Origin of the sequence: Variibacter gotjawalensis (assembly GCF_002355335.1) — a bacterium.
Classification (GTDB): Bacteria; Pseudomonadota; Alphaproteobacteria; order Rhizobiales; family Xanthobacteraceae; genus Variibacter; species Variibacter gotjawalensis.
The window spans coordinates 1,614,384-1,635,391 of sequence record NZ_AP014946.1; the positions used below are offsets into that span (position 1 = coordinate 1,614,384).

Here is a 21,008-nt window from a genome sequence, read left to right on the forward strand (position 1 = left end):
CGACCATGCTCGCCTATGCGCTCAAGCGTCTCGGATTGGCGCTGCTCGTCGCACTCACGGTGTCGGCGCTCGCCTTCGTCGCGTTGCGCGCGTCGGGTGACGCCGCCATCGCGATCGCGGGCGAGGGCGCGCGCGCCGAGGATATCGAGAATGTCCGCAAGATGTACGGCCTCGACCGGCCGCTGATCGTGCAATACGGCGACTGGCTCGGCAAACTCGCGCGCGGCGACTTCGGCGAGTCGTTGTTCTTCAAGACCGACGTGCGCCCGCTCGTGCTCGAGAAGCTGCCGACGACGCTGTATCTCGCGTTCTTCTCGCTGTTGTTTGCGCTCGTGATTTCGATACCGCTCGGCATCTTGGCAGCGGTCTATCCGAACTCTTGGGTGGATCGATTGTGTCTCTCGCTCGCCGTGCTCGGGCAGGCGATGCCGAATTTCTTCTTCGCGCTGATCCTGATCATGGTCTTTGCCGTGACTCTGCGCTGGCTGCCGGTCTCCGGTAGCGACACCTGGGCGCATTTCGTCATGCCGACGATCGCGCTCGGCTACTACATCGCGCCGGCCTTCATGCGTCTCGTGCGCGCCGGCATGATCGAGGTGCTCGCGTCCGACTATGTTCGCACGGCGCGCGCGAAAGGTTTGTCGCCGCGCAGCGTCATTCTCAAACATGCGCTGCGCAACGCGCTGGTTCCGGTGGTGGCGCTCGCGGCCGTGCAGCTCGGCTTCCTGCTCGGTGGCTCGGTCGTGATCGAGACGATCTTCGCGCTCGATGGCGCGGGCTTCCTCGCGTACCAGTCGATCACGCACAAGGATCTGCCCGTGATGCAGGCGCTGCTCACGATGCTGTCCTTCATTTATGTCGGGCTGACGCTGATCGCCGACCTCATCAATGCGTGGCTCGACCCACGCATCCGCGTCGGGTGATGCGATGACGGACGCTTTCGCCATCGTCGACGTTGCCGGCCCGACCTCGGGGGTGCTGCTGCGCCGGCGGATCTTCGCGCACAAAGGCCTGATGCTCGGCACGATCCTGCTCGCGCTCATCGTGCTGATGGCGGTGCTCGCGCCGCTGCTGGCACCGCACGATCCTTACGCGCAGGACTTAACGCGCCGCGCCATTCCGCCGATCTGGTACGAGAACGGCACCTGGACGCATATTCTCGGCACCGACAATCTCGGCCGCGATTATCTCTCGCGCATCATCTACGGCGCGCGGATCTCGTTGCTGATCGGCCTCGCCGTGATGGTGATCTCGGGCTTGATCGGAACCGCGCTTGGGCTCGCCGCCGGTTATTTCGGCGGCCGCACCGACATGTTCGTGACCTTCATCGTAACGGTGCGCCTTGCGCTGCCGCTGATCCTCGTCGCGCTCGCCGTGGTCGCGTTGATCGGCGGCTCGCTGTGGGTCGTCATTATGGTGCTCGGCCTCCTCAAATGGGATCGCTTCGCGGTCGTCATGCGCGCCGCGACGCAGCAGGTGCGCAGTCTCGACTATGTCGCGGCGGCGGAATCGACCGGCGCATCGACGTTGCGCATCATCGTCGGCGAAGTGCTGCCGAACGTTCTGCCGCAACTCATCGTCGTCGCCAGCGTCGAAGCCGCCAGCGCGATTCTGCTTGAAGCCGCGCTGTCGTTCCTCGGCCTCGGCGTGCAGCCGCCGCTACCGTCATGGGGACTGATGATCGCGGAAGCCAAGGCCTACATGTTCTTCTCGTTCTGGCTCATCGCGATCCCGGGCGTCGCCCTCGGAATCTTGGTGCTCGCGATCAACATGGTGGGCGACGGCATTCGCGACGTCACCGCGCCGGCGGGGAGGAGCTGATGGAGCCGATCCTCAGCGTCGCCAACTTGCGTGTCGACCTGAAGACGCCGCGCGGCACGCTGCACGCCGTGCGCGGAATCTCGTTCGACATCGCGCCCGGCGAGACGCTGTGTCTCGTCGGCGAATCCGGCTGCGGAAAATCGATGACGGCGCTGTCGCTGATGGGGCTATTGCCCGGCAGCGCGACGCGCACGTCCGATACCCTGACATTCGAGGGTCGCGATCTGACACGCTCGATGAAAGAACTGATGCGCCTGCGCGGCAATCGCATGGCTATGATCTTTCAGGAGCCGATGACGGCGCTGAACCCGGCTTACACGATCGGCGATCAGCTCGCGGAAGTGCATCGGCATCACAAGAATTCCACCGCCGCAGAAGCGCGCGAGCGCGCGATCTTTCTGCTCGAGAAAGTCGGCATCACGGCGGCGGCGGAGCGGCTGTCGCAATATCCGCATCAGCTGTCCGGCGGCTTGCGCCAGCGCGTCATGATCGCGATGTCACTGATGTGTGGGCCCGCGCTGCTGATCGCCGATGAGCCGACGACCGCGCTCGACGTCACCATCCAGGCGCAGATCCTGCGGCTGCTCGCCGACCTGCAACGCGATCTCGGCGTCTCCATTTTGCTGATCACGCACGACCTCGGCGTTGTCGCGCGCGTCGCGCACCGCGTCGCCGTGATGTATGCGGGCGAGATCGTCGAGAGCGCGACCGCTGCCGATCTCTTCCGCCACCCGCGCCATCCTTACACGCGCGGGCTGCTCGCTTCGATCCCGATCCCCGGCCGCACGCCGCCGGGTGAACGTCTCGGCTCGATCCCCGGCACGGTGCCGTCACTGATCGGCGGTGTCACCGGCTGCGCTTTTCGCGATCGCTGCGGTTATGCGGAACCGCGTTGCGCCGAGGACGTGCCGTGGAAGTCCGTCGGCAGTCAACGCTGGCGCTGCATTCACGAGACTTTGCCGGCGGTGGCCGCATGAGCGCGCTGCTCGAAGCCAAAGAGGTCACGCGTACCTTTTGGGTTGGTCGCGGGCTCTTCGCCAAGAAGCGGTTGCTCACGGCCGTGAACAATCTCGACCTCTCGCTCGACAAGGGCGAGGTGCTCGGCCTTGTCGGCGAGTCCGGCTCCGGCAAATCGACGCTCGCAAAGCTGCTGCTCGGGCTGCTCGCGCCGAATAGCGGCAGTATCACGCTGGCCGGAAGTGACGTCGGCGCGATGGGCCGTCTTGCACTCGCGCGCCGCATTCAGCCGGTGTTCCAAGATCCGTATTCGTCGCTCAATCCGCGCAAGCCCGTCGCGTCTATCGTAGCGCTGCCGCTCGCCGTGCAAGGCGTCGGCGCGGCGGAGCGGCGCAAACGCGCGGTCGCGATGCTGGAAAAAGTCGGCCTCGCGAAACGCCACGCCGATGTCTACCCGAACGAATTGTCGGGCGGCCAGCGCCAGCGCGTCGCGATCGCGCGCGCACTCGTCGTCGAACCCGAGATAGTCTTGCTCGACGAGCCGACCTCGGCGCTCGACGTGTCGGTGCAGTCGCAAATCCTCAATTTGCTGCTCGATCTGCGCCGCGACCTTGGCCTCACTTACGTCTTCATCAGCCACAATCTCGCGGTCGTCGAACATATCGCGACGCGCGTCGCCGTCATGTATCTCGGCCGCATCGTCGAGATGGCGGATCGCGAGACGCTGTTCCGCGCGCCACGTCACCCGTATACGCGCGCGCTGCTCGAATCCGTTCTGACGCCGGAACCGGGGCTGGGCGTTCCGGAGACGGGGCTCGGTCTCGCGATCCCCAATCCGCTCAATTCCCCATCCGGCTGCGTCTTTCATCCACGCTGCGAGGAGGCAGGGCCACGCTGCAAGGCCGAGGTGCCGCGCAGTCTGCGCTCGCCGGACGGATTCGTCGCTTGCCATTTGTACGACGGAGGAGTGGGTAGAGCCGCTGCCTAGTCCGCTGCCGTCATCTCGGCCAAGCGAGTTTGCGAAGCAAATCGCGCGAGCCGGTACCTACGTATCCCAGCGGCGATTGTGATACATGGATCCCGGATCGCACGGTCGCTTCGCGTCCGCTGCGTCCGGGATGAAAGCTTTCTCTGGTGACCCGCTGAGTGAACTTGCAATGACCCGACAAACCGCCATCGCCAACGCCGAAACGTATTTCGACTCCGGCGCATTCAAGACCGATCTCACGCGCCGCGTTGCGATCCCGACCGAAAGCCAGAATCCCGAACGCGCGGCCGAACTCGAACGCTACATCAAAGCCGAGATGCAGCCCGCGCTCGAAGCGCTCGGCTTCAAGACGCGTATCCTGACTCACGAGAAAGCCGGCGCGCCGTTCCTCTATGCGGAGCGCATCGAAGGCGCGAGCCTGCCGACCGTGCTCGGCTATGGCCATGGCGATGTCATTCGCGGCCTCGAGTCCGGATGGAAGGAAGGTCTGTCGCCGTGGACACTGACCGAAGTCGATGGCCGCTACTACGGGCGCGGCGTCGTCGACAACAAAGGTCAGCACACCATCGACATCGCGGCGCAGGCAGCGGTCATCGCCGCGCGCGGCAAGCTCGGCTTCAACGCCAAATGGCTGATCGAAATGGGCGAGGAGACCGGTTCGCGCGGACTGCGCGAGCTGTGCGCCGAGCAGGGCGATCTGCTCAAAGCCGACGTGCTGATCGGCTCGGACGGTCCGCGCCTCGCGATCGATCGGCCGACGATCTTTCTCGGCAGCCGCGGCGCTTTCCCGATCGATATCTGGATCGATGCACGCGAAGGCGGTCACCACTCAGGCAACTGGGGTGGTCTGCTGTCGAATCCCGCGATCCAGCTCACGCATGCACTCGCGAGCATCGTCGGGCCGACCGGGCAGATCCGCATTCCAGAATGGGTGCCGCAGGAGATTCCGGAATCGGTGCGCCGCGCGCTCGCCGACTGCGAGGTTGTCTCGCGGCCGGGCGATCCGGAGATCGATTTCGCCTGGGGCGAACCGGGGCTGACGCGCGCCGAGCAGGTCTATGGCTGGTGCTCGTTCGAAATCCTCGCGATAACGGCCGGCAATCCGGAAAATCCCGTCAACGCCGTGCCGCCGCGCGCCTGGGCGCGCGGGCAGCTCCGCTTCGTCGTCGGCATCGATCCGGCTTCCGTGATCCCAGCGCTGCGCCGGCATCTCGATCGTCACGGCTTTTCGTATGTGCAGGTCGCCAAAGGCCGCGACGAAATCTTCGCGGCAACCCGTCTCGATCCCGAACATCCTTGGGTGCAGTGGGCCGCGACCGCGATGCGCCGCACGACCAACGAGAAGCTGGCGGTTTTGCCGAACCTCGGCGGCTCGCTGCCGAACGACATCTTCTCGGAAGTGCTCAACCTGCCGACCGTGTGGGTGCCGCATTCCTATCCGGGCTGCTCGCAGCATGCGCCGAACGAGCATTTGCCGCTCAGCGTTGCGCGCGAAGGCCTGCGCCTGATGGCCGGCCTCTACTGGGATATGGGTGAGCCCGGCACGCCGGCGCACGCCTGAAGAATTTCTGCGCTGGCCACCGTCGTGACCCCAGCACGCCCTTGTGAAGGCGCAAACTTTGCGTAATCTCCGGGACGCTGTCGGGAATAAGAAGAATACGAGGGGTCCGATGCGTCTGTCGCGCATGATGTTTGCCGCCGCCCTGTTGGCGGCCGCTTCGCTTTCGGCACAAGCTCAATCCATTCAGCCACACGGATCGGGTGGCGGCTCGCAAGGAATGCCGGACCCTAGCGCCGCGCAGCTGCAGCCGGGCCCCGGTCAGCAAGGCGGCCCCGGTTCGCAAGCTCCCGGTGGACAGCGCCCGGCACTGCAATCCGGACCCAGCGGCGGAACGCAGTATTTCGGCGCGATCGCCTTCACGGCCGACGGCTCGTATTCGACGACATGGCAGCAGCCCTCGGCCGAAGCCGCGGAAGCAAAGGTCTTGCGCGAATGCGCCAAGTTTGGCCGCGGCGCCTGCGAGGCAAAATCTTTCCCCGGGAATCTCTGCATCGGCCTGGCGAACTATCGCGGCGGACGCTGGCGCCTCGCCTTCACGGCGGGCGGAACGACGACGCCGCAGGCTCAACAAGCCGCACTCGACGCCTGCAACGCGGACAATCGCGTGCGCAGCCGTCGCGGCTGCACGCTCCGCATTGCTTTCTGCGGCGACGGCCGCTAGCGCCGCCCGGCGAAGAAGCTCTTGAGCATCGCGGCGGATTCTTCCGCCGAGAGCCCGCCATAGACGTCCGGCCGATGGTGGCACGTCGGCTGTCCGAAAAGCCGCACGCCATTGTCGACCGCGCCGCCTTTCGGGTCCGGCGCGCCGTAGTAGAGGCGGCGGATGCGCGCGAAGGAGATCGCGCCGGCGCACATCGGGCAGGGCTCCAGCGTCACGTAGAGGTCGCAGTCGATCAGCCGCTCGTCGCCGATTGCGGCGGCTGCCGCGCGGATCGCCAGCATCTCGGCATGCGCCGTCGGATCGCGGTCCTCCAGCGTGCGATTGCCGGCTCGCGCGAGCACCGAGCCGTCGCGCACGACGACCGCGCCGACGGGCACCTCGCCGCGCTCGGCGGCGAGACGGGCCTCATTCAGCGCTTCGTCCATGAAAGCGGGGCGTGTCACGCTGCGCGATCTCTGCTATCAGCCCGGTAGTTCATAAGCCGGTTATCGATGAAAAAAGACTTTTCCCGCAAGCCCAAACGACAAACGCCGCCTGTTTCGGCGCCAAAGCCGCGCCCCGCGGTGCGAACGCCGTCGCCGGCGGCGCAAACGGGCGACGTTTCGCAGAAGCCCGAGCATCTGCCCGAAGGCAATCGCGGCCCCGAGCGCATCGCCAAGGTGATGGCGCGCGCCGGACTGTGCTCGCGCCGCGAGGCGGAGACGTGGATCACCGAAGGTCGGGTCAGCGTCAACGGCAAAGTGATTTCCTCGCCGGCGCTCAATGTCGGGCCCTCCGATCGTATCTCGGTCGATGAGACGCCGCTGCCGACGCGCGAGCGGACGCGGCTGTTCCTCTATCACAAGGATCGCGGGCTGGTGACGACCCACCGCGATCCGGAAGGCCGGCCGACGATCTTCGATGCGTTGCCGAAGGATCTGCCGCGTCTCGTCACGGTCGGCCGGCTCGACTTCAACACCGAAGGTTTGTTGCTGCTTACCAACGACGGCGGCCTCGCGCGCGTGCTCGAATTGCCGGCGACCGGATGGTTGCGCCGCTATCGCGTGCGTGCGCATGGCACGATCACGCAGCCGGAACTCGACGCGCTGCGCAAGGGCGTGACGGTCGACGGCGTGAACTACGGCGCGATCGAAGCGACGCTTGATCGTCTGCAAGGCGCGAATTCTTGGATCACCTTCGCGATCCGCGAGGGAAAGAATCGCGAAGTGCGCAACGTGCTGCAGCATATCGGCCTGCAGGTGAATCGCCTGATCCGTGTTTCGTTCGGGCCGTTCCAACTTGGCGAGCTCAAGCTTGGCGAAGTCGAAGAGGTGCGCTCGCGCGTTCTCCGCGATCAGCTCGGCGAGCGGATTATCGCCGACTCGGAAGCAGACTTTGCCGGTCCGATCGTGCAGCGCCAGAACGTAGCCGAGCCTGAGGTCGAAGAGCGCCGACCGCCGCGCCGCGAGTCGCGCGATCCGGCGAAGCGCGAGCCGCGTGATGAGACACGCCACCCGGCAAAACGATCTGAGCCGCGCAAGGAGCAGCGCGCCGAGAAGTCGCGCTTCGGTGAAAAGCCGCGCCGTGAAGAGAAGCCGCGCCGCGACGACAAGCGCCGCAATGAGAAACCGCCGCGTCGCGGCGAGAAGATTCTCGACAAGCCGCGCCAGGACGATAAGCGTCCGGGCAAGCCGCAGGGCTTCAAGCCGCGCGACAAATCGCGCGATGAGAAAGCCGCAAGACCGCCGCGCCGTAAAGCGCGCCGCGCCATGGATCGCTGATGAGAATGCCTCAACCTCCGCTCATGCCCGCGAAAGCGGGCATCCAGTTCTTCAGCTGCATAAGACTGGACCCCCGCTTTCGCGGGGGTGAGCGGAATATGGGGCAGGCTTTTGTGCAGGATCGCCGTCGATGAGGATCGTCGGCGGCGTGATGCGTGGCCGCGCGCTCGCGGCCCCGAAATCGCAAGACGTGCGGCCGACGGCCGATCGTCTGCGCGAGAGTGTGTTCAACATTCTGATGCACGGCTACGGCGATCCGATCACCGGCGCGCGCGTGCTCGATCTCTTTGCCGGCACCGGTGCGCTCGGCCTCGAAGCGATTTCGCGCGGCGCCGCCTTCGCGTTGTTCGTTGACGACGGTTCGGAGGCGCGCGCGTTGCAGCGACAGAATGTCGATACGCTCAGCGTCGGCGGTGCGACGCGCATCTTCCGCCGCGACGCGACGACACTTGGCCCCGCACACCCGATCGAACCGTTCGGTCTCGTCTTCTGCGATCCGCCTTACGGTAAAGGCTTCGCCGAGAAATCGCTCGCGAGCGCGCGCGCGGGCGGATGGCTGACGCCTGACGCGTTGGTTGTCGTCGAGGAGGCGAAGGGCGCATTCGTCGCTCCGGAAGGTTTTGCGGAGCTTGAACGCCGCGCCTACGACGATACCGAGTTCACCTTTTTGCGGCTTGGGGACAAGAGTGGATAAATCTTCGCCTGGTTGCGAGAGCGATACGAACCGCCGCATCATTCGCCGATGATTCGTCCCCGCAAAGCCGCCACCGAAGCGCTCCCGATCGATGCGCCGATCGAGCGTCCGACCTTCCGGCGCGAACGCCGCGCGATGAAGCGCGGGCTGTTGCCGATCGCCGGTTGCGACGAGGCGGGGCGCGGCCCTCTCGCCGGGCCCGTTGTCGCCGCCGCCGTCATTCTCGATCCGAGCCGCGTGCCGCGCGGGCTCGACGATTCGAAGCGGTTGAAGGCGGACGAGCGCGAGAAGCTTTACGACAAGATCTGTGCAACCGCTGAAGTCGCCATCGCGATCGGCTCGACCGAGCGCATCGATCGCGACAACATTCTGCAGGCGTCGCTATGGGCGCTCGCGCGTGCCGTGCGCGGGCTATCGGTCACGCCGCAACTTGTCTTCGTTGATGGCCGAGACCGCATCGCGGTCGATTGCGAATGTGAGGCCGTCATCGGCGGCGACGGCATCGTCGCGTCGATCGCGGCGGCGTCGATCGTTGCCAAGGTAACGCGCGATCGGCTGATGGCGCGGCTTGGCCTCGCGCATCCGGGCTATGGCTTCGAGCAGCACATGGGTTACGCGGTCGCCAAGCATCAGCGCGCGCTGATCGAGCTCGGCCCGACGGTGCATCACCGCCGCTCGTTCGCACCGGTTCGCGCGTGCTTCGAGCCGGTGATCGAAGTCGAAGCGCAGGCTTCGCTCATTTAGCCAACAAAAAAGCCGGGCATTGCGCCCGGCTTTCGTAACTCAAATTTCTGTCCGATCAGTCGTTCGACGAACGGCGCGTGCCCGGAATGATGTCGACGACGGCGTCGACCGTGCGCGTCGTTGCGCGCCAGACGGTCCCCGGCGTTGCGATCGCGGCACCCGCGACGGCGCCGGTGGTGCGCGTCACCGTATCCCACGAACGTCCGACGAGACCGCGCTCTTCGCGGCGCATCGCTTCACGCGGCGGCGGCACCATTTCGGGCTCTGCCGACGGAGGCGGCGGGAGCTGCGACACGCGCGGCGGCTCGATCACGGCCTGCTGACGCGGACGCGATTGCGGCTGCACGGTTGCCTGGCGCTGCGGCTGCGTTGCGTCCGGGCGCGAAGCGGTGCGCTGCGGCGCCGGCTTGGCGGCGGCGCGCTGCGGAGCGGGTTGCTGCGGAACCGCGGCCTGCTGCGGCTCAACCGATGCTACCGGCTGAACAGGAGCCGCCGGCTGCGGAGCAACGGCCTGCTGCTGCGGAGCCTGCGTCGGCAAAGCCGGGCGCGCAGTCTTCTTCGGCAGCGGCAGATGACGCGGCTCGGCTTGCGTTCCGGCCGGCTCGGCCGGCTGCTGCGAAACGGCGGCGGTGTTCTGCGGCTCGCCTTGCGGCGTGAATTCTTTCACGGTGCCGCCGGTCGCGACGACCGAGGCGCGCACCATGTCGGTGACTTCTTCACCCGAGACCTGCCACGAGTCAGGTTCCGGAACTTGCGTGAGGGGATCGATGCGCGGCGTGTCGTTGCTGTAGGCGCTCACGAAGTAGCCGCCAACCATCAGCACGCCGACGACCGGTGCCGCGAGCAGGAAAGCCCGTTCAACTGTCATTGGTTTACCCGTCATACTACCCTTGTGCCCAGGCGGACGTTCTAGCCACTTTGCGGCCGAACCATGAAGAAGATGTAGCCGCATAGAGGATTCATACACCAACGGGTGGCTAAAGTCGCGGCGTTCGCGGCCCGTCGGCTGTCCCAGAACCTGACAATCCGCGTTAATGGTAAGCTTCGCCCTCGCGCACCTTGCCGCGGAAAACCCAAAATACCAGAACGAGATAGCCGAGTACGATGGGCAACAGCACCAGCGTGCCGAGCAGCATGAAGATCTGGCTGCTCGGGTGGGCGGCGACGTCCCACACCGTCAGCGTTGGCGGCACGAGATACGGATAGCTCGAAATCACCAAGCCGAGGTATCCGAGGAGGAACAGCGCGATTGTTGCGAGAAATGGGAGCAGTTCGCGGCCCTGATCGAGCCAGCGCCACAGCATCAGCGCGACGAATCCTGTCACCAGCGGCACCGGCCACAGAAAGTAGATGTTCGGCGTCGTGAACCAGCGCGTCGCGATGCGATCGAGCAGAAACGGCGTGTAGAGGCTGACCGCACCCATGAAGCCGAGCACGAGCATCAGCGCGATGAGCGCTTGCCGCCGCGCGCGGATCGCGACCTGACCTTCGGTCTTCAGGATCAGCCAGGTTGCGCCGAGCAGCGCGTAGCCGGACGCAAGACCGAGGCCGCAGAGCAGCGAGAACGGTGTTGCCCAATCGAAGGCGCCGCCCGCAAAGGCTCCGTTCTCGACCTTGATGCCTTGAATCATGCCGCCGAGAATGACGCCTTGCGCGAGCGCTGCCGTCAGCGAGCCGCCGAAAAATGCGACGTTCCACCAGCGCACGCTCGTATGCGCTACGATGCGGAATTCGAACGCGACGCCGCGAAAGACGAGCGCAAGCAGCATCACGATCACCGGCAGATAGAAGGCCGGCATGATGATCGAATACGCCTTTGGGAACGCGACGAAGAGGCCTGCACCGCCAAGCACGAGCCACGTTTCGTTGCCGTCCCAGAACGGCGCGATCGATCGCGTCATCTGGTGACGCTCGCCTTCGTTCTCCGTGAACGGGAAGAGGATCGCAACGCCGAGGTCGAAACCGTCGAGGATGACGTAAAGCGCAACAGCAGTGCCGATGAGACCGGCCCAGATGACGGGGAGATACCATTCCATCAGGCTGCTCCTCGATTGTTTTGGCCGAGACCGGCGAACCAATCTCCGCTCGCCCCCGCGAAAGCGGGGGTCCAGCATGCGTGCGTCAGCACGCTGAGAAACGAAGCGCAGTTGTCGTGCGCCCTGCCGGGCGCCAACTGGATTCCCGCCTGCGCGGGAATGAGCGGAGTGTGTGGCTCGGCCATCGGCTCGCTCACCTCGTTGCGTCGCGCGCGGCTTCAGTCGCGCCGGTGATCGGCCGGTTCGGCACGCCGTCCGGCGGCTCTATCGCGCGGCCCGTCGGTCCCTTCTCGATCAGCCGGTTGATAAAGTAGATGCCGGCCGAGAACACGATCGAGTAGACGACGACGAACAGGATCAGTGTCGTCAGCACGGTCGACGCCGGCACCGGCGAAATCGCGTCGCGCGTGCGCAGAATTCCGGTCGCAATCCACGGCTGGCGCCCGCTTTCGGTGACGACCCAGCCCGCGATGATCGCAACGAAGCCCATCCACCAGCTCTTCGACACGATCCACAGATACCAGCGCGTATCGAAGAGATCGCGCTTCCACCACAACAGCAGACCGAAGAACGCCGCCGCGATCATGAAGAGCCCGAGGCCCACCATGATGCGGAAGGCAAAGAACACGTTCTTCACCGGCGGCCGATCTTGCGGCGCGACGCTCTTGAGACCCGGAAATAGGCCGTTGATGTCGTGGGTCAGGATCAGCGAGGCGAGGCGCGGAATCGAAATCTCGTAGCGATTTCTCTCATTGATCTCGTCGGGCCACGCGAACAGCACAAGCGGCGCCGGCTTCGAGCCATCCCAATGCGCTTCCATCGCGGCGACCTTAAGCGGCTGATGCTTGAGCGTGTTCAGCCCGTGCGCATCGCCGATGAAAAGCTGCAACGGCGTCAGAATAACGAGCAAGCCGATGCCCATGCGCATCATCGTGCGCGCTTCTTCGTGATGGCGATTGGTGATCAGATAACGCGCGCCGACCGCGATGACGCAGAACGCCGTCGTGATGTAGCAAGCGTTGAGCATATGCGCGAAGCGATACGGGAAACTCGGATTGAAGATGATTTGCAGCCAGTCGACCGGATACGCGATGCCGTCGCGAATCTCGTGGCCGGCCGGCGTCTGCATCCAGGAGTTGGCGGCGAGAATCCAGAAGGCGGACAACGTCGTGCCGACCGCAACGACGGCGGACGAGAGAACGTGGAGCCACGGCGGCACGCGGTCCGCGCCGAACAGCATGATGCCGAGGAACGTCGCCTCGAGGAAGAACGCCATCAGCACTTCGTAGCCGAGCAGCGGACCCATCACGTTGCCGACGACGACCGAGAAACGGCTCCAGTTCGTGCCGAACTGATAGGACAACACGATGCCGGAAACGACGCCCATCGCGAACGACACCGCGAAGATCTTCGTCCAGAATTGCGCGATGCGGCGGAATTTCTCTTCGCCCGTGCGCAGCCACATGACGCCGAGTGTCGCGATATACGCGGACAGCCCGATCGTGAAGCTCGGGAAGATGATGTGGAACGTGATCGTGAAGGCAAACTGAATACGCGCCAACACAACGGCATCGAGTTCCACGGCTTCTTCTCCTCGATAATCTTAAGGCTCGATCATAGCGGGTTTTGTCGGTGGGTCATCTCTCCGGCCGATCAATTTCCCGCAGGAGGACTGGCAATGTCCGGCAAGTTGTCGGACATTTGCCGAACAACGAAATCGTGGAGGCGATGCGATGCCAGTGCTCAAGGGGTTCGGGTCTTACGCAGACCTGCCGGCCGAGAAGATCAACGACAAAATCACACGCCGCGTCATGGCGGGCGAACAGGGGATGATCGTCTGGTGGGACATCAAGGCGGGCGGCCACGCCGCCGCGCATTCTCACCCGCACGAACAGCTTGTGTGGATGGTCACCGGCCGCATGGATTTCCGCATCGGCGAGCAGAAAATGTCGATGGGGCCGGGTGACGTCGCGGTGATTCCGGGCGGCGTCGAACACGAAGGTTTTTTCCCCGAAGACACGCTCGTGATGGACATTTTCGCACCGCCGCGCCAAGACTTCCTCGATGGCGGCCCGCCGCCCTACATGGTGCCGCCGAAGAAGGACTAAGACGCGACGCGATGAGCGGAATTTCAAGTTCGTGGCAGTTCTGGGCGTTCGGCGCCGCGATTTTCGCGGCGCTGACCGCGATCTTCGCCAAAGTCGGCGTCGAAGGCGTGAATTCCGATTTCGCAACCTTCATCCGCGTCATCGTCATTCTGCCGGTGCTCGCGCTTTTTCTCGCCGTCAGCGGACAGATGCAGAATCCGGGTGCTGTTCCGTCGCGAACGTATCTGTTTCTCGTTTTGTCCGGGCTCGGCACCGGATTGTCGTGGCTTTGCTATTTCCGCGCGCTGCAGATCGGCAAAGCCTCACAGGTTGCGCCGGTCGACAAACTAAGTGTTGTTTTCGTTGCGATATTCGCCGTTCTGTTTCTCGGCGAGAAGCTGAGTCTGATCAGTTGGGTCGGCGTCGGCTTCGTCGCGCTCGGGGCGGTGTTACTCGCTGTCGGCTGATGCCGGAATGCAACCATCGAGAGAAAACGGGGTCGCGTCGCAAAGTTTACCGGTTGCCATTTTGTCGCATGCGGGCGAAGACGCGACCTTCCGAAAATGTGAAGTGGGGTGCGTCATGAAGATCTGGATGCTGCTGCCCGTCGCAGCGCTGCTCGCCGGCTGCAATTCGGCCACCATGCAATCGCCCTCTCCGGCGGTCGCCACGGCCGCGCCGCAGGCGCCGATTTACGAACCCCGCGTCGACATGCGCCGCGGCCGTGTGAAGCCCGCAAAGTACGAAGCCGATCTCGCGGCCTGCCGCGAACAAGCTGCGCCGGCCGAACAGGCTGCGCGCGAAGCCAAGCAGCGCAAGGAAGCCAGCACGGCGGTCGCCGTGGGCGGCGCTTTCGCAAGCTTCCTGCCGATCCGCGGCCGTGACGGCGGACACTTGATCCGCGCTGCCGGTGAAGAAGCGGCCGTCGCCGGCGCCGAGAATGCAGCGGCGAATGCCGAAGTGCAGGATCAGGCGACGATGGACTACATCGCGATGATGGACGAGTGCCTCACGCGCAAGCGCTATCGCGTCATGCGCTGATCTCAGCGACAAATTTCGTCTACGGAAACGCGGCTCTCGTAGCCGCGTTTTTCTTTTGCGCGCGCATGGCTGCGCAACGCGTGCGACGCATTGCGTTGCAGCAACGAAGCCGGTAGGTCGGTCCGCAGTATCGATCTATCGGAGAGTTTCATGTCGTCGTCCGCCGTCACATCGTTCAGCCCGCTGCGCCTGTCGGAGCGCACGCTCGCGTGGCAAGTCGCCGCCGTTGTCGTCGGCACGCTGATCCTCGCGCTGTCGAGTCATGTGAAGGTGCCGATGTATCCGGTGCCGATGACGATGCAGACCTTCGCCGTCACGCTGATCGGCGCGCTCTATGGCTGGCGCCTCGCCACCGTCACTGTGCTGGTGTGGCTGGGTGAAGCTGCGCTCGGCCTGCCGGTGCTTGCGGGTAGCGGCGGCGTGCTCTCCTTCGTCGGCCCGACGGCCGGCTATCTCTTCGCGTTCCCGCTTGCCGCAGCGCTCACCGGCTATCTCGCCGAGCGCGGCTGGAACGGTCAGCGCGTGACGCTCGCTTTCGCCGCGATGCTGCTCGGCAATGCGCTCTGCCTGGTGCTCGGCGCCGCTTGGCTCTCGACGCTCGTCGGTTTCGAGAAGGCGATCGTTGCCGGCGTGACGCCGTTCATCGTCGGCGGCATCGTGAAGTCGGCGCTGGCCGCCGCGACGTTGAAGGCGCTGCCGCGCTAACTAAACAACGCTCGTCATTGCGAGAAGCAGTCTGCGCGCAGCGCAACTGCGACGTGGCAATCCAGTTTAAAAAGAAGAACTGGATTGCTTCGCGGTTTGCTGCGCAAACACGCTCGCAATGACGAAAGATCAGTTTTTCGCCAGCTCTTGCTTGATCGCCAGGAAGTCTCGCCACGCGAGGCGCTTGGCGATCGGCGATCGCAGCAGATAGGCCGGATGCAGCGTCGCGATCGCGCGAATGTCGCGCTTGCCGGTGTTGTAAGTCATCCACTTGCCGCGCGTGCGCATGATGCCTTCGCGCGCGCCGAGCAGCGTCTGCGATGACGGCCCGCCGAGACAGACCAGCACATCCGGATCAGCAAGTTCGATCTGCCGCCGGATGAATGGCAGACAGACTTGGCTCTCCTGCGGCGTCGGCGTGCGGTTGCCGGGCGGACGCCACGGAATGATGTTCGCGATATATGCGCCCTGACGATCGAGCCCGATCGCCGCCAGCATGCGGTCGAGCAATTTGCCGGAACGCCCGACGAACGGCAGCCCTTCGATATCCTCGTCGCGGCCAGGCGCTTCGCCGACGAACATCAGCTTCGCGGCCGGATTTCCGTCCGCGAAAACGGTCTGCTTCGCCATGCCGCGCAGCGCGCAGCCTTCGAACTCGCTCAGAATCGTACGAAGTTCGTCGAGCGTCGCGGCATTGCCGGCCGCTTGCCGTGCCGCCATCACGGCGGCTTCCGGCGCCAGCGTTTCCGGCACCGCTGCCGTCGGTGCTGCAACAGCCGGTGTGCCCTTGGGCTGCAGCGTCGGATACCGGTTCGGCGCGTCTTCGCGCGCAGCCGCGGGAGGCGGTGGCGCAAGTTCCGGTGGCGCTTCCACAACCGCGGGTTCCGCCATGCGGTCGATCGGCTCGTCACCGATAAGCGTGTGTACGCCGGCCTCCACATAGAAGCTCAGAAGCGCACGGCGGACGTCGGTTTCGATGGAACTCACAGCCGCGACACTAACATATCTATCGGGGCAATTGCTCCCCCGGCCTAAACATGGAAATAGTCTGAACTAGCAAAAGAGTTGAAGTAGATCAGGAGGCTCGCATGGCAGACCTACCGCCGCGCGAAGGTATGGAGTTCGATGTCGTGATCGTTGGGGCGGGGCCTGCGGGCCTATCCGCCGCGATCCGTTTGAAGCAACTCAATGCCGAGCTCTCGGTGGTGGTCGTCGAGAAGGGCTCCGAAGTCGGCGCGCACATTCTCTCCGGCGCCGTGATCGACCCAATCGGGCTCGACCGCTTGCTGCCTGAGTGGCGCAGCGAAGCAGATTCCCCGCTCAAGACTACCGTAAAGGACGACCGCTTCTACTGGCTCGGTCATTCCGGCGGCCTGCGTCTGCCGAATTTCATGATGCCGCCGCTGATGAACAATCACGGCAACTTCATCGCGTCGCTCGGCGAAGTGACGAAGTGGCTCGCCGGCAAAGCCGAAGCGCTCGGCGTCGAAATTTACCCGGGCTTTGCGGCCGCCGAAGTTCTCTATGGCGAGAAGGGCGAAGTCTTGGGCGTCGCGACCGGCGACATGGGCATCGGCAAGAACGGCGAGCCGAATTCCGCCTACACGCGCGGCATGGAGCTGAAGGGCAAATACACGCTGTTCGCCGAAGGCGCGCGCGGCAATCTTACCAAGCTTCTGCTCGCCAAATTTAACCTCGCGGAAGGCCGCGATGTGCCGAAGTTCGGCATCGGCCTTAAAGAGCTGTGGCAGGTCGCGCCCGAGAAGCACAAGCCGGGCCTCGTGCAGCACACCTTCGGCTGGCCGCTCGACAACAAGACCGGCGGCGGATCGTTCCTCTATCACTGGGGCGACAACCTGGTGTCGGTCGGTTTCGTCGTCCACCTGAACTACCAAAACCCGTGGCTCTCGCCGTTCGACGAATTCCAGCGCATGAAGACGCATCCGCTGATCGCCGACACGTTCGAAGGCGGCAATCGTCTGGTTTACGGCGCGCGCGCGATCACCGAGGGCGGCTATCAGTCGGTGCCGAAGCTGACATTCCCGGGCGGCGCGCTGATCGGCTGCGCGGCCGGCTTCGTCAACGTGCCGCGGATCAAGGGCACGCACAACGCGATGCTCTCCGGCATCGAGGCGGCCGAGCATGTCGCGGCGGCCCTCGCCGCCGGGCGCGCCAACGACGAGATCGTCGACTACGAAAATTCCTGGCGCGAGACGCCGATCGGCAGGGATCTCTGGAAGGTCCGCAACGCAAAGCCGCTGTGGTCGCGCTTCGGCACCATGATCGGCATCGCGCTTGGCGGCCTCGATATGTGGACCAACACGCTCGGCTTCTCGCTGTTCGGCACCATGGGCCACGGCAAGACGGATGCGGCGAGCCTCAAGCCGGCGGCCGAGCAGCCGAAGATCGAATACCCGCGCCCGGACGGAAAGCTCACGTTCGACAAACTTTCGTCGGTGTTCCTCTCGAACACGAACCACGAGGAGGACCAGCCGCCTCACCTTGTCGTGAAGGACATGGCGCTGCAGAAGCAATCCGAGCTCGGCGTGTTCGGCGGACCGTCAGCGCGCTATTGCCCGGCGGGAGTCTACGAGTGGGTGCAGGAGGGCGGTGACGAGAAGTTCGTCATCAACGCGCAAAACTGCGTCCACTGCAAAACCTGCGACGTCAAAGACCCGAACCAGAACATCACTTGGGTACCCCCCGAGGGATCGGGCGGGCCTAACTACCCGAATATGTGAGGCTTCGTGGTAGAACGTGGCCGTTGCGCGGATTTGATTCGCGCTGCGTGCACTGAATCGTGCCTGGCCACCTACCGGATTGCGCCTTAAAAGAGCCATGCTGGAGCCCGACCGATGCGGGGCTTTCGCACTTTGTGTCATGGTGGCTGGCCCCGATTTGGCCGATCCGACCGGCCGACGGTTATTTTGAACGATCGCGTCCATGCGGCGCGATGCTGAGGAGAACAGCGTGACCCGTTCGACGATGTTTCGTAGTGCGGCCGGACTTCTTCTGGCCGCGTCAGCACTGTTCCCGACCGCAATCGCGGCCCAAGGCTCGACCGCCTCGACCCCACCAGCCCCGGCTCCGTATCTCTCCCCGCAAGAACTCGCGCGCATCTCGCCGGCCGGGACTTATCTCGCCGCGCGCGCTGCCGGTCTGCAGAAGGATGCCGCCGCGGCTTCGGCCTATTATCGCGCCGCCTTGCGCGCCGACCCGCGCAACTTCGAACTGCTCTCGAATGCGTTCCTGTCGGTGCTCATCGACGGCGACGTCGACGAAGCCGTGCGCATCGCCGAGCGCATCGTCCAGATCAACAAGACGCATCGCATCGCGCGCCTCGCACTCGGCGTGCAAGCGATCAAGCGCAAGCAATTTCAGAACGCGCGCCAACAGCTTGCGCAGTCTGTCCGCGATCCGATCACCGATCTCACCAGCGGCTTGCTGACCGCGTGGTCGCAGGTCGGCTCCGGCGATCCGAAAGCCGCCGTCGCGACGATCGACAAGATGCAGGGCCCGGATTGGTACTCGATCTTCAAGGATCTGCATTCCGGCCTCATCCTCGACATGGCGGGCCGCAGCAAGGAAGCCGGCCCGTATCTGCAGAAGGCGCATCAGGTCGATCCGAACGCGCTGCGCACCGTCGAAGCATTGGGCCGCTGGACATCGCGCAACGGCACGCAGGAAGAGGCACTCAAGGTCTTTGAGGCGTTCGACAAGCTGCTGCCGCGTCATCCGCTGATCGTCGACTCGATGGATGAGATCAAGGCCGGGCAAAAGCTCTCGCCGATGATCGACAGCGTGCAGGCCGGCGCCGCCGAAGCGTTGCACGGCCTCGGCGCCTCGCTCGGCCGTCAGGGCGGCGAAGACCTTGGCCTCGTCTATTTGCAGCTCGCGGTCTATCTGCAGCCGAAGCACGCACTCGCGCTGCTCTCGCTCGCCGACATTTACGAAAATCTCAAGAAGCCGGAAGTCGCGATCAAGTTCTACGAGCGCATTCCGCAAGACTCGCCGCTGCGCCGTAACGCGGACATTCAGCTCGCCGTCAACTACGACGCGATCGAGCGCACCGACGATGCGAAGGCCGCGCTGAACAAGCTCATCGCCGCCAATCCGCAGGACCTCGAAGCCATCGTCGCGCTCGGCAACATTCTGCGCGTGCGCAAATCCTTCGCCGAATGTGCGCAGGTCTATGGCCAGGCCATCGCCGCGATCAAGACGCCGGAAAAGTCGAACTGGCCGGTCTTCTACTATCGCGGCATGTGCCACGAGCGCGCGAAGGATTGGGACAAGGCCGAGGCCGACTTCAAGAAGGCGCTCGAACTGTTCCCTGAGCAGCCGTACGTTCTCAACTATCTCGGCTATTCGTGGGTCGACCACGGCAAGAATCTCGACGAAGGCATGAAGATGATCCGCCGCGCCGTCGAGCAGCGGCCGGATGACGGATACATCGTCGACTCGCTTGGCTGGGCGCACTATCGCCTCGGCGAATTCGAAGAGGCGACGAAGCATCTCGAACGTGCCGTCGAGCTCAAGCCGGAAGACCCGACCATCAACGACCATCTCGGCGATGCGTATTGGAAGGTCGGCCGTATTCTCGAGGCGCGCTTCCAGTGGTCGCACGCGCGCGATCTCAAGCCTGAGCCGGATGAGCTGAAGAAGATCGAGGAGAAGCTCAAGTCCGGCCTGGTCGAAGGCGAGACACCGTCCTCCGCGAAGGCCGAAGAGCCGAAGAAGAACGGCGACGGCGGCTGAGAAATCCGGAACTCCGCTCATACCCGCGAAAGCGGGTATCCAGCCGCGCCCGGCAGGGCGCCATATCTACGGTCAAAAGGTTTTTCGTTGCGCGCTGTAGCGCGCGACACTGGACCCCCGCTTTCGCGGGGGTGAGCGGAGTTTGAGGCTTCTTTTAGAGAGCTAAACCCGGCATAAGCGTTCAGCCTAATCCTCGAACAAAGCGTAGATGAATTCCCCCCTCACCGAATGGGCGCCCGCCAAGGTCAACCTCACGCTGCGCGTGTTGGGCCGCCGGCACGACGGCTATCACGAGCTCGACAGCGTCGTGGCCTTCGCCGGCAGCGGCGATAAGCTGGCGCTGGAGCCGGGTGACGCGTTGACGCTCAGCGTGACGGGGCCGACCGCAGTCGCCGCCGGAGAGGGCGGCGAAAACCTGGTTCTCAAGGCTGCGCGCAAATTGGCCGAACGCGTCGAGAATCTGCGCACCGGACATTTCACACTCGACAAGCGCTTGCCGGTGGCGGCGGGACTCGGCGGCGGCTCATCCGACGCGGCGGCAGCATTGCGGCTGCTTGCGCGGCTGAACGAGATCGCGCTCGACGATGGACGCTTGTACAGCGCGGCGGTCGCGACCGGCGCCGACGTCCCGGTCTGCATGGAGCCGCGCGCGCGCGTCATGCGCGGCATCGGCGATCGTCTCTCGCGCCCGCTCGATCTCGCGCCGATGCCGGCGCTGCTCGTCAATCCGGGCGTCGCGGTGGCAACCGGCGCGGTGTTCAAGAAACTGCACGCCAGCACGACGATCGGCACGCCGGCGCTGATCGCCGAAGACCTGACGCCGAGTGGGCTTCAAGTCTTCATCGATCGCGAGCCGAACGATCTTGAAGCGCCTGCTGTCGCTATCCAACCGATCATCGCTGAGACGATTGCGGCGATCAGCGGCCTTGCCGGATGTCAGATCGCGCGTATGTCGGGCTCGGGCGCGACATGCTTCGGCATTTTCGCCAGCGGCTCGCTCGCCGCCAGCGCCGCGCAGGTGCTGCGCACCGCGCGCCCCGATTGGTGGATCACCGCAACGACGCTGCGCTGACCGAAGGACGGCAGAACATACGTCGTCATTGCCGGGCTTGACCCGGCAATCCATCACACTTTGAAAAAGTCTTTGCGAAGAAGGATGGATGCCCGGGTCAAGCCCGGGCATGACGAGTTGAGAGTT

The 21,008-nt window shown here is 64.6% G+C and carries 20 protein-coding genes and 1 pseudogene; 16 read left to right on the forward strand and 5 right to left on the reverse strand.

Features of this window, described 5'->3' with window-relative positions:
• Positions 1-5: 5 nt before the first annotated feature.
• From GJW30_RS07830 to GJW30_RS07855, 6 genes are all read left to right on the forward strand, one after another.
• Positions 6-923 carry an ABC transporter permease gene (locus tag GJW30_RS07830; protein ID WP_096353854.1) on the forward strand — a complete coding sequence of 306 codons (918 nt, stop codon included), beginning with the start codon at positions 6-8 and terminating at the stop codon, positions 921-923.
• Positions 889-1,821, forward strand: coding sequence for an ABC transporter permease (locus GJW30_RS07835; RefSeq protein ID WP_430727094.1), 933 nt, complete (start codon positions 889-891; stop codon positions 1,819-1,821). The genes GJW30_RS07830 and GJW30_RS07835 overlap by 35 nt, the downstream gene beginning before the upstream one ends.
• Positions 1,821-2,798 carry an ABC transporter ATP-binding protein gene (locus GJW30_RS07840; RefSeq protein ID WP_096353857.1) on the forward strand — a complete coding sequence of 326 codons (978 nt, stop codon included), beginning with the start codon at positions 1,821-1,823 and terminating at the stop codon, positions 2,796-2,798. Before GJW30_RS07835 ends, GJW30_RS07840 begins: the two co-directional genes overlap by 1 nt.
• Positions 2,795-3,766, forward strand: a complete 972-nt coding sequence (locus GJW30_RS07845) for an oligopeptide/dipeptide ABC transporter ATP-binding protein (protein ID WP_096353860.1) — start codon at positions 2,795-2,797, stop codon at positions 3,764-3,766. Before GJW30_RS07840 ends, GJW30_RS07845 begins: the two co-directional genes overlap by 4 nt.
• A 169-nt stretch (positions 3,767-3,935) precedes the next feature.
• On the forward strand, positions 3,936-5,327 hold the full coding sequence (locus GJW30_RS07850; protein WP_096358718.1) for a M20 family metallopeptidase: 1,392 nt from the start codon (positions 3,936-3,938) through the stop codon (positions 5,325-5,327).
• A 109-nt stretch (positions 5,328-5,436) separates the two neighbouring features.
• A complete protein-coding gene (locus GJW30_RS07855; protein WP_096353863.1) occupies positions 5,437-5,988 on the forward strand; it encodes a DUF4189 domain-containing protein in 552 nt (183 codons plus the stop codon).
• Here GJW30_RS07855 and GJW30_RS07860 read toward each other — a convergent pair.
• Positions 5,985-6,431, reverse strand: coding sequence for a nucleoside deaminase (locus GJW30_RS07860; RefSeq protein ID WP_096353866.1), 447 nt, complete (start codon positions 6,429-6,431; stop codon positions 5,985-5,987). The two genes, GJW30_RS07855 and GJW30_RS07860, sit on opposite strands and share 4 nt — an antisense overlap.
• A gap of 198 nt (positions 6,432-6,629) precedes the next feature.
• On the opposite strand from GJW30_RS07860, the pseudogene GJW30_RS22975 reads away from it, so the two are divergent.
• From GJW30_RS22975 to rnhB, 3 genes and pseudogenes are all read left to right on the forward strand, one after another.
• Positions 6,630-7,374, forward strand: a pseudogene (locus tag GJW30_RS22975) (pseudouridine synthase); the annotation flags it as partial.
• Between the two features lie 504 nt (positions 7,375-7,878).
• Entirely contained in the window at positions 7,879-8,442 is a 564-nt protein-coding gene (gene rsmD, locus GJW30_RS07870) for a 16S rRNA (guanine(966)-N(2))-methyltransferase RsmD (protein WP_096353872.1), read from the forward strand.
• Between the two features lie 48 nt (positions 8,443-8,490).
• A complete protein-coding gene (rnhB, locus tag GJW30_RS07875) occupies positions 8,491-9,186 on the forward strand; it encodes a ribonuclease HII (protein WP_096353875.1) in 696 nt (231 codons plus the stop codon).
• Positions 9,187-9,241: 55 nt separating this feature from the next.
• Here rnhB and GJW30_RS23090 read toward each other — a convergent pair whose 3' ends face one another.
• From GJW30_RS23090 to GJW30_RS07890, 3 genes are all read right to left on the reverse strand, one after another.
• Positions 9,242-10,054, reverse strand: coding sequence for a hypothetical protein (locus GJW30_RS23090; RefSeq protein ID WP_096353878.1), 813 nt, complete (start codon positions 10,052-10,054; stop codon positions 9,242-9,244).
• Between the two features lie 163 nt (positions 10,055-10,217).
• Entirely contained in the window at positions 10,218-11,222 is a 1,005-nt protein-coding gene (gene cydB, locus GJW30_RS07885; RefSeq protein ID WP_096353880.1) for a cytochrome d ubiquinol oxidase subunit II, read from the reverse strand.
• A 193-nt stretch (positions 11,223-11,415) separates the two neighbouring features.
• Positions 11,416-12,804, reverse strand: a complete 1,389-nt coding sequence (locus GJW30_RS07890) for a cytochrome ubiquinol oxidase subunit I (RefSeq protein WP_096353883.1) — start codon at positions 12,802-12,804, stop codon at positions 11,416-11,418.
• A gap of 151 nt (positions 12,805-12,955) precedes the next feature.
• Here GJW30_RS07890 and GJW30_RS07895 point away from each other — a divergent pair, with 151 nt between their 5' ends.
• The 4 genes from GJW30_RS07895 (at position 12,956) to GJW30_RS07910 (ending at position 15,055) form a co-directional block, all read left to right on the forward strand.
• Entirely contained in the window at positions 12,956-13,330 is a 375-nt protein-coding gene (locus GJW30_RS07895; protein ID WP_096353886.1) for a cupin domain-containing protein, read from the forward strand.
• Between the two features lie 20 nt (positions 13,331-13,350).
• Positions 13,351-13,776 (forward strand): EamA family transporter, encoded by a 426-nt coding sequence (locus GJW30_RS07900; protein WP_197703808.1) that lies wholly within the window; start codon positions 13,351-13,353, stop codon positions 13,774-13,776.
• Positions 13,777-13,891: 115 nt separating this feature from the next.
• Positions 13,892-14,350, forward strand: coding sequence for a hypothetical protein (locus GJW30_RS07905; protein WP_096353892.1), 459 nt, complete (start codon positions 13,892-13,894; stop codon positions 14,348-14,350).
• A 150-nt stretch (positions 14,351-14,500) separates the two neighbouring features.
• On the forward strand, positions 14,501-15,055 hold the full coding sequence (locus tag GJW30_RS07910) for a biotin transporter BioY (protein WP_096353895.1): 555 nt from the start codon (positions 14,501-14,503) through the stop codon (positions 15,053-15,055).
• 129 nt (positions 15,056-15,184) lie between these two features.
• On the opposite strand, the gene GJW30_RS07915 is transcribed toward GJW30_RS07910, so the two are convergent.
• Positions 15,185-16,042, reverse strand: coding sequence for a uracil-DNA glycosylase (locus tag GJW30_RS07915; protein WP_245408686.1), 858 nt, complete (start codon positions 16,040-16,042; stop codon positions 15,185-15,187).
• A gap of 101 nt (positions 16,043-16,143) precedes the next feature.
• Here GJW30_RS07915 and GJW30_RS07920 point away from each other — a divergent pair, with 101 nt between their 5' ends.
• From GJW30_RS07920 to GJW30_RS07930, 3 genes are all read left to right on the forward strand, one after another.
• Positions 16,144-17,796: an electron transfer flavoprotein-ubiquinone oxidoreductase gene (locus GJW30_RS07920; RefSeq protein ID WP_096353898.1), complete on the forward strand. Its 1,653-nt coding sequence runs from the start codon at positions 16,144-16,146 to the stop codon at positions 17,794-17,796.
• Between the two features lie 244 nt (positions 17,797-18,040).
• Positions 18,041-19,810 (forward strand): tetratricopeptide repeat protein, encoded by a 1,770-nt coding sequence (locus GJW30_RS07925; RefSeq protein ID WP_096358720.1) that lies wholly within the window; start codon positions 18,041-18,043, stop codon positions 19,808-19,810.
• A gap of 208 nt (positions 19,811-20,018) precedes the next feature.
• Complete coding sequence (locus tag GJW30_RS07930; RefSeq protein WP_096353901.1) at positions 20,019-20,882, forward strand: 4-(cytidine 5'-diphospho)-2-C-methyl-D-erythritol kinase; 864 nt, start codon at positions 20,019-20,021, stop codon at positions 20,880-20,882.
• Positions 20,883-21,008: the final 126 nt, after the last annotated feature.

Bases quoted from the DNA above. Each gene is read 5' to 3' on its own strand.
- GJW30_RS07830 (WP_096353854.1), top strand. From the start codon at position 6: ATGCTCGCCTATGCGCTCAAGCGTCTCGGATTGGCGCTGCTCGTCGCA.
- GJW30_RS07930 (WP_096353901.1), top strand. From the start codon at position 20,019: ATGAATTCCCCCCTCACCGAATGGGCGCCCGCCAAGGTCAACCTCACG.
- rnhB (WP_096353875.1), top strand. From the start codon at position 8,491: ATGATTCGTCCCCGCAAAGCCGCCACCGAAGCGCTCCCGATCGATGCG.
- GJW30_RS23090 (WP_096353878.1), bottom strand. From the start codon at position 10,054: ATGACAGTTGAACGGGCTTTCCTGCTCGCGGCACCGGTCGTCGGCGTG.
- GJW30_RS07840 (WP_096353857.1), top strand. From the start codon at position 1,821: ATGGAGCCGATCCTCAGCGTCGCCAACTTGCGTGTCGACCTGAAGACG.
- rsmD (WP_096353872.1), top strand. From the start codon at position 7,879: ATGAGGATCGTCGGCGGCGTGATGCGTGGCCGCGCGCTCGCGGCCCCG.
- GJW30_RS07850 (WP_096358718.1), top strand. From the start codon at position 3,936: ATGACCCGACAAACCGCCATCGCCAACGCCGAAACGTATTTCGACTCC.
- GJW30_RS07835 (WP_430727094.1), top strand. From the start codon at position 889: ATGCGTGGCTCGACCCACGCATCCGCGTCGGGTGATGCGATGACGGAC.
- cydB (WP_096353880.1), bottom strand. From the start codon at position 11,222: ATGGAATGGTATCTCCCCGTCATCTGGGCCGGTCTCATCGGCACTGCT.
- GJW30_RS07855 (WP_096353863.1), top strand. From the start codon at position 5,437: ATGCGTCTGTCGCGCATGATGTTTGCCGCCGCCCTGTTGGCGGCCGCT.
- GJW30_RS07845 (WP_096353860.1), top strand. From the start codon at position 2,795: ATGAGCGCGCTGCTCGAAGCCAAAGAGGTCACGCGTACCTTTTGGGTT.
- GJW30_RS07910 (WP_096353895.1), top strand. From the start codon at position 14,501: ATGTCGTCGTCCGCCGTCACATCGTTCAGCCCGCTGCGCCTGTCGGAG.
- GJW30_RS07925 (WP_096358720.1), top strand. From the start codon at position 18,041: ATGTTTCGTAGTGCGGCCGGACTTCTTCTGGCCGCGTCAGCACTGTTC.
- GJW30_RS07905 (WP_096353892.1), top strand. From the start codon at position 13,892: ATGAAGATCTGGATGCTGCTGCCCGTCGCAGCGCTGCTCGCCGGCTGC.
- GJW30_RS07920 (WP_096353898.1), top strand. From the start codon at position 16,144: ATGGCAGACCTACCGCCGCGCGAAGGTATGGAGTTCGATGTCGTGATC.
- GJW30_RS07895 (WP_096353886.1), top strand. From the start codon at position 12,956: ATGCCAGTGCTCAAGGGGTTCGGGTCTTACGCAGACCTGCCGGCCGAG.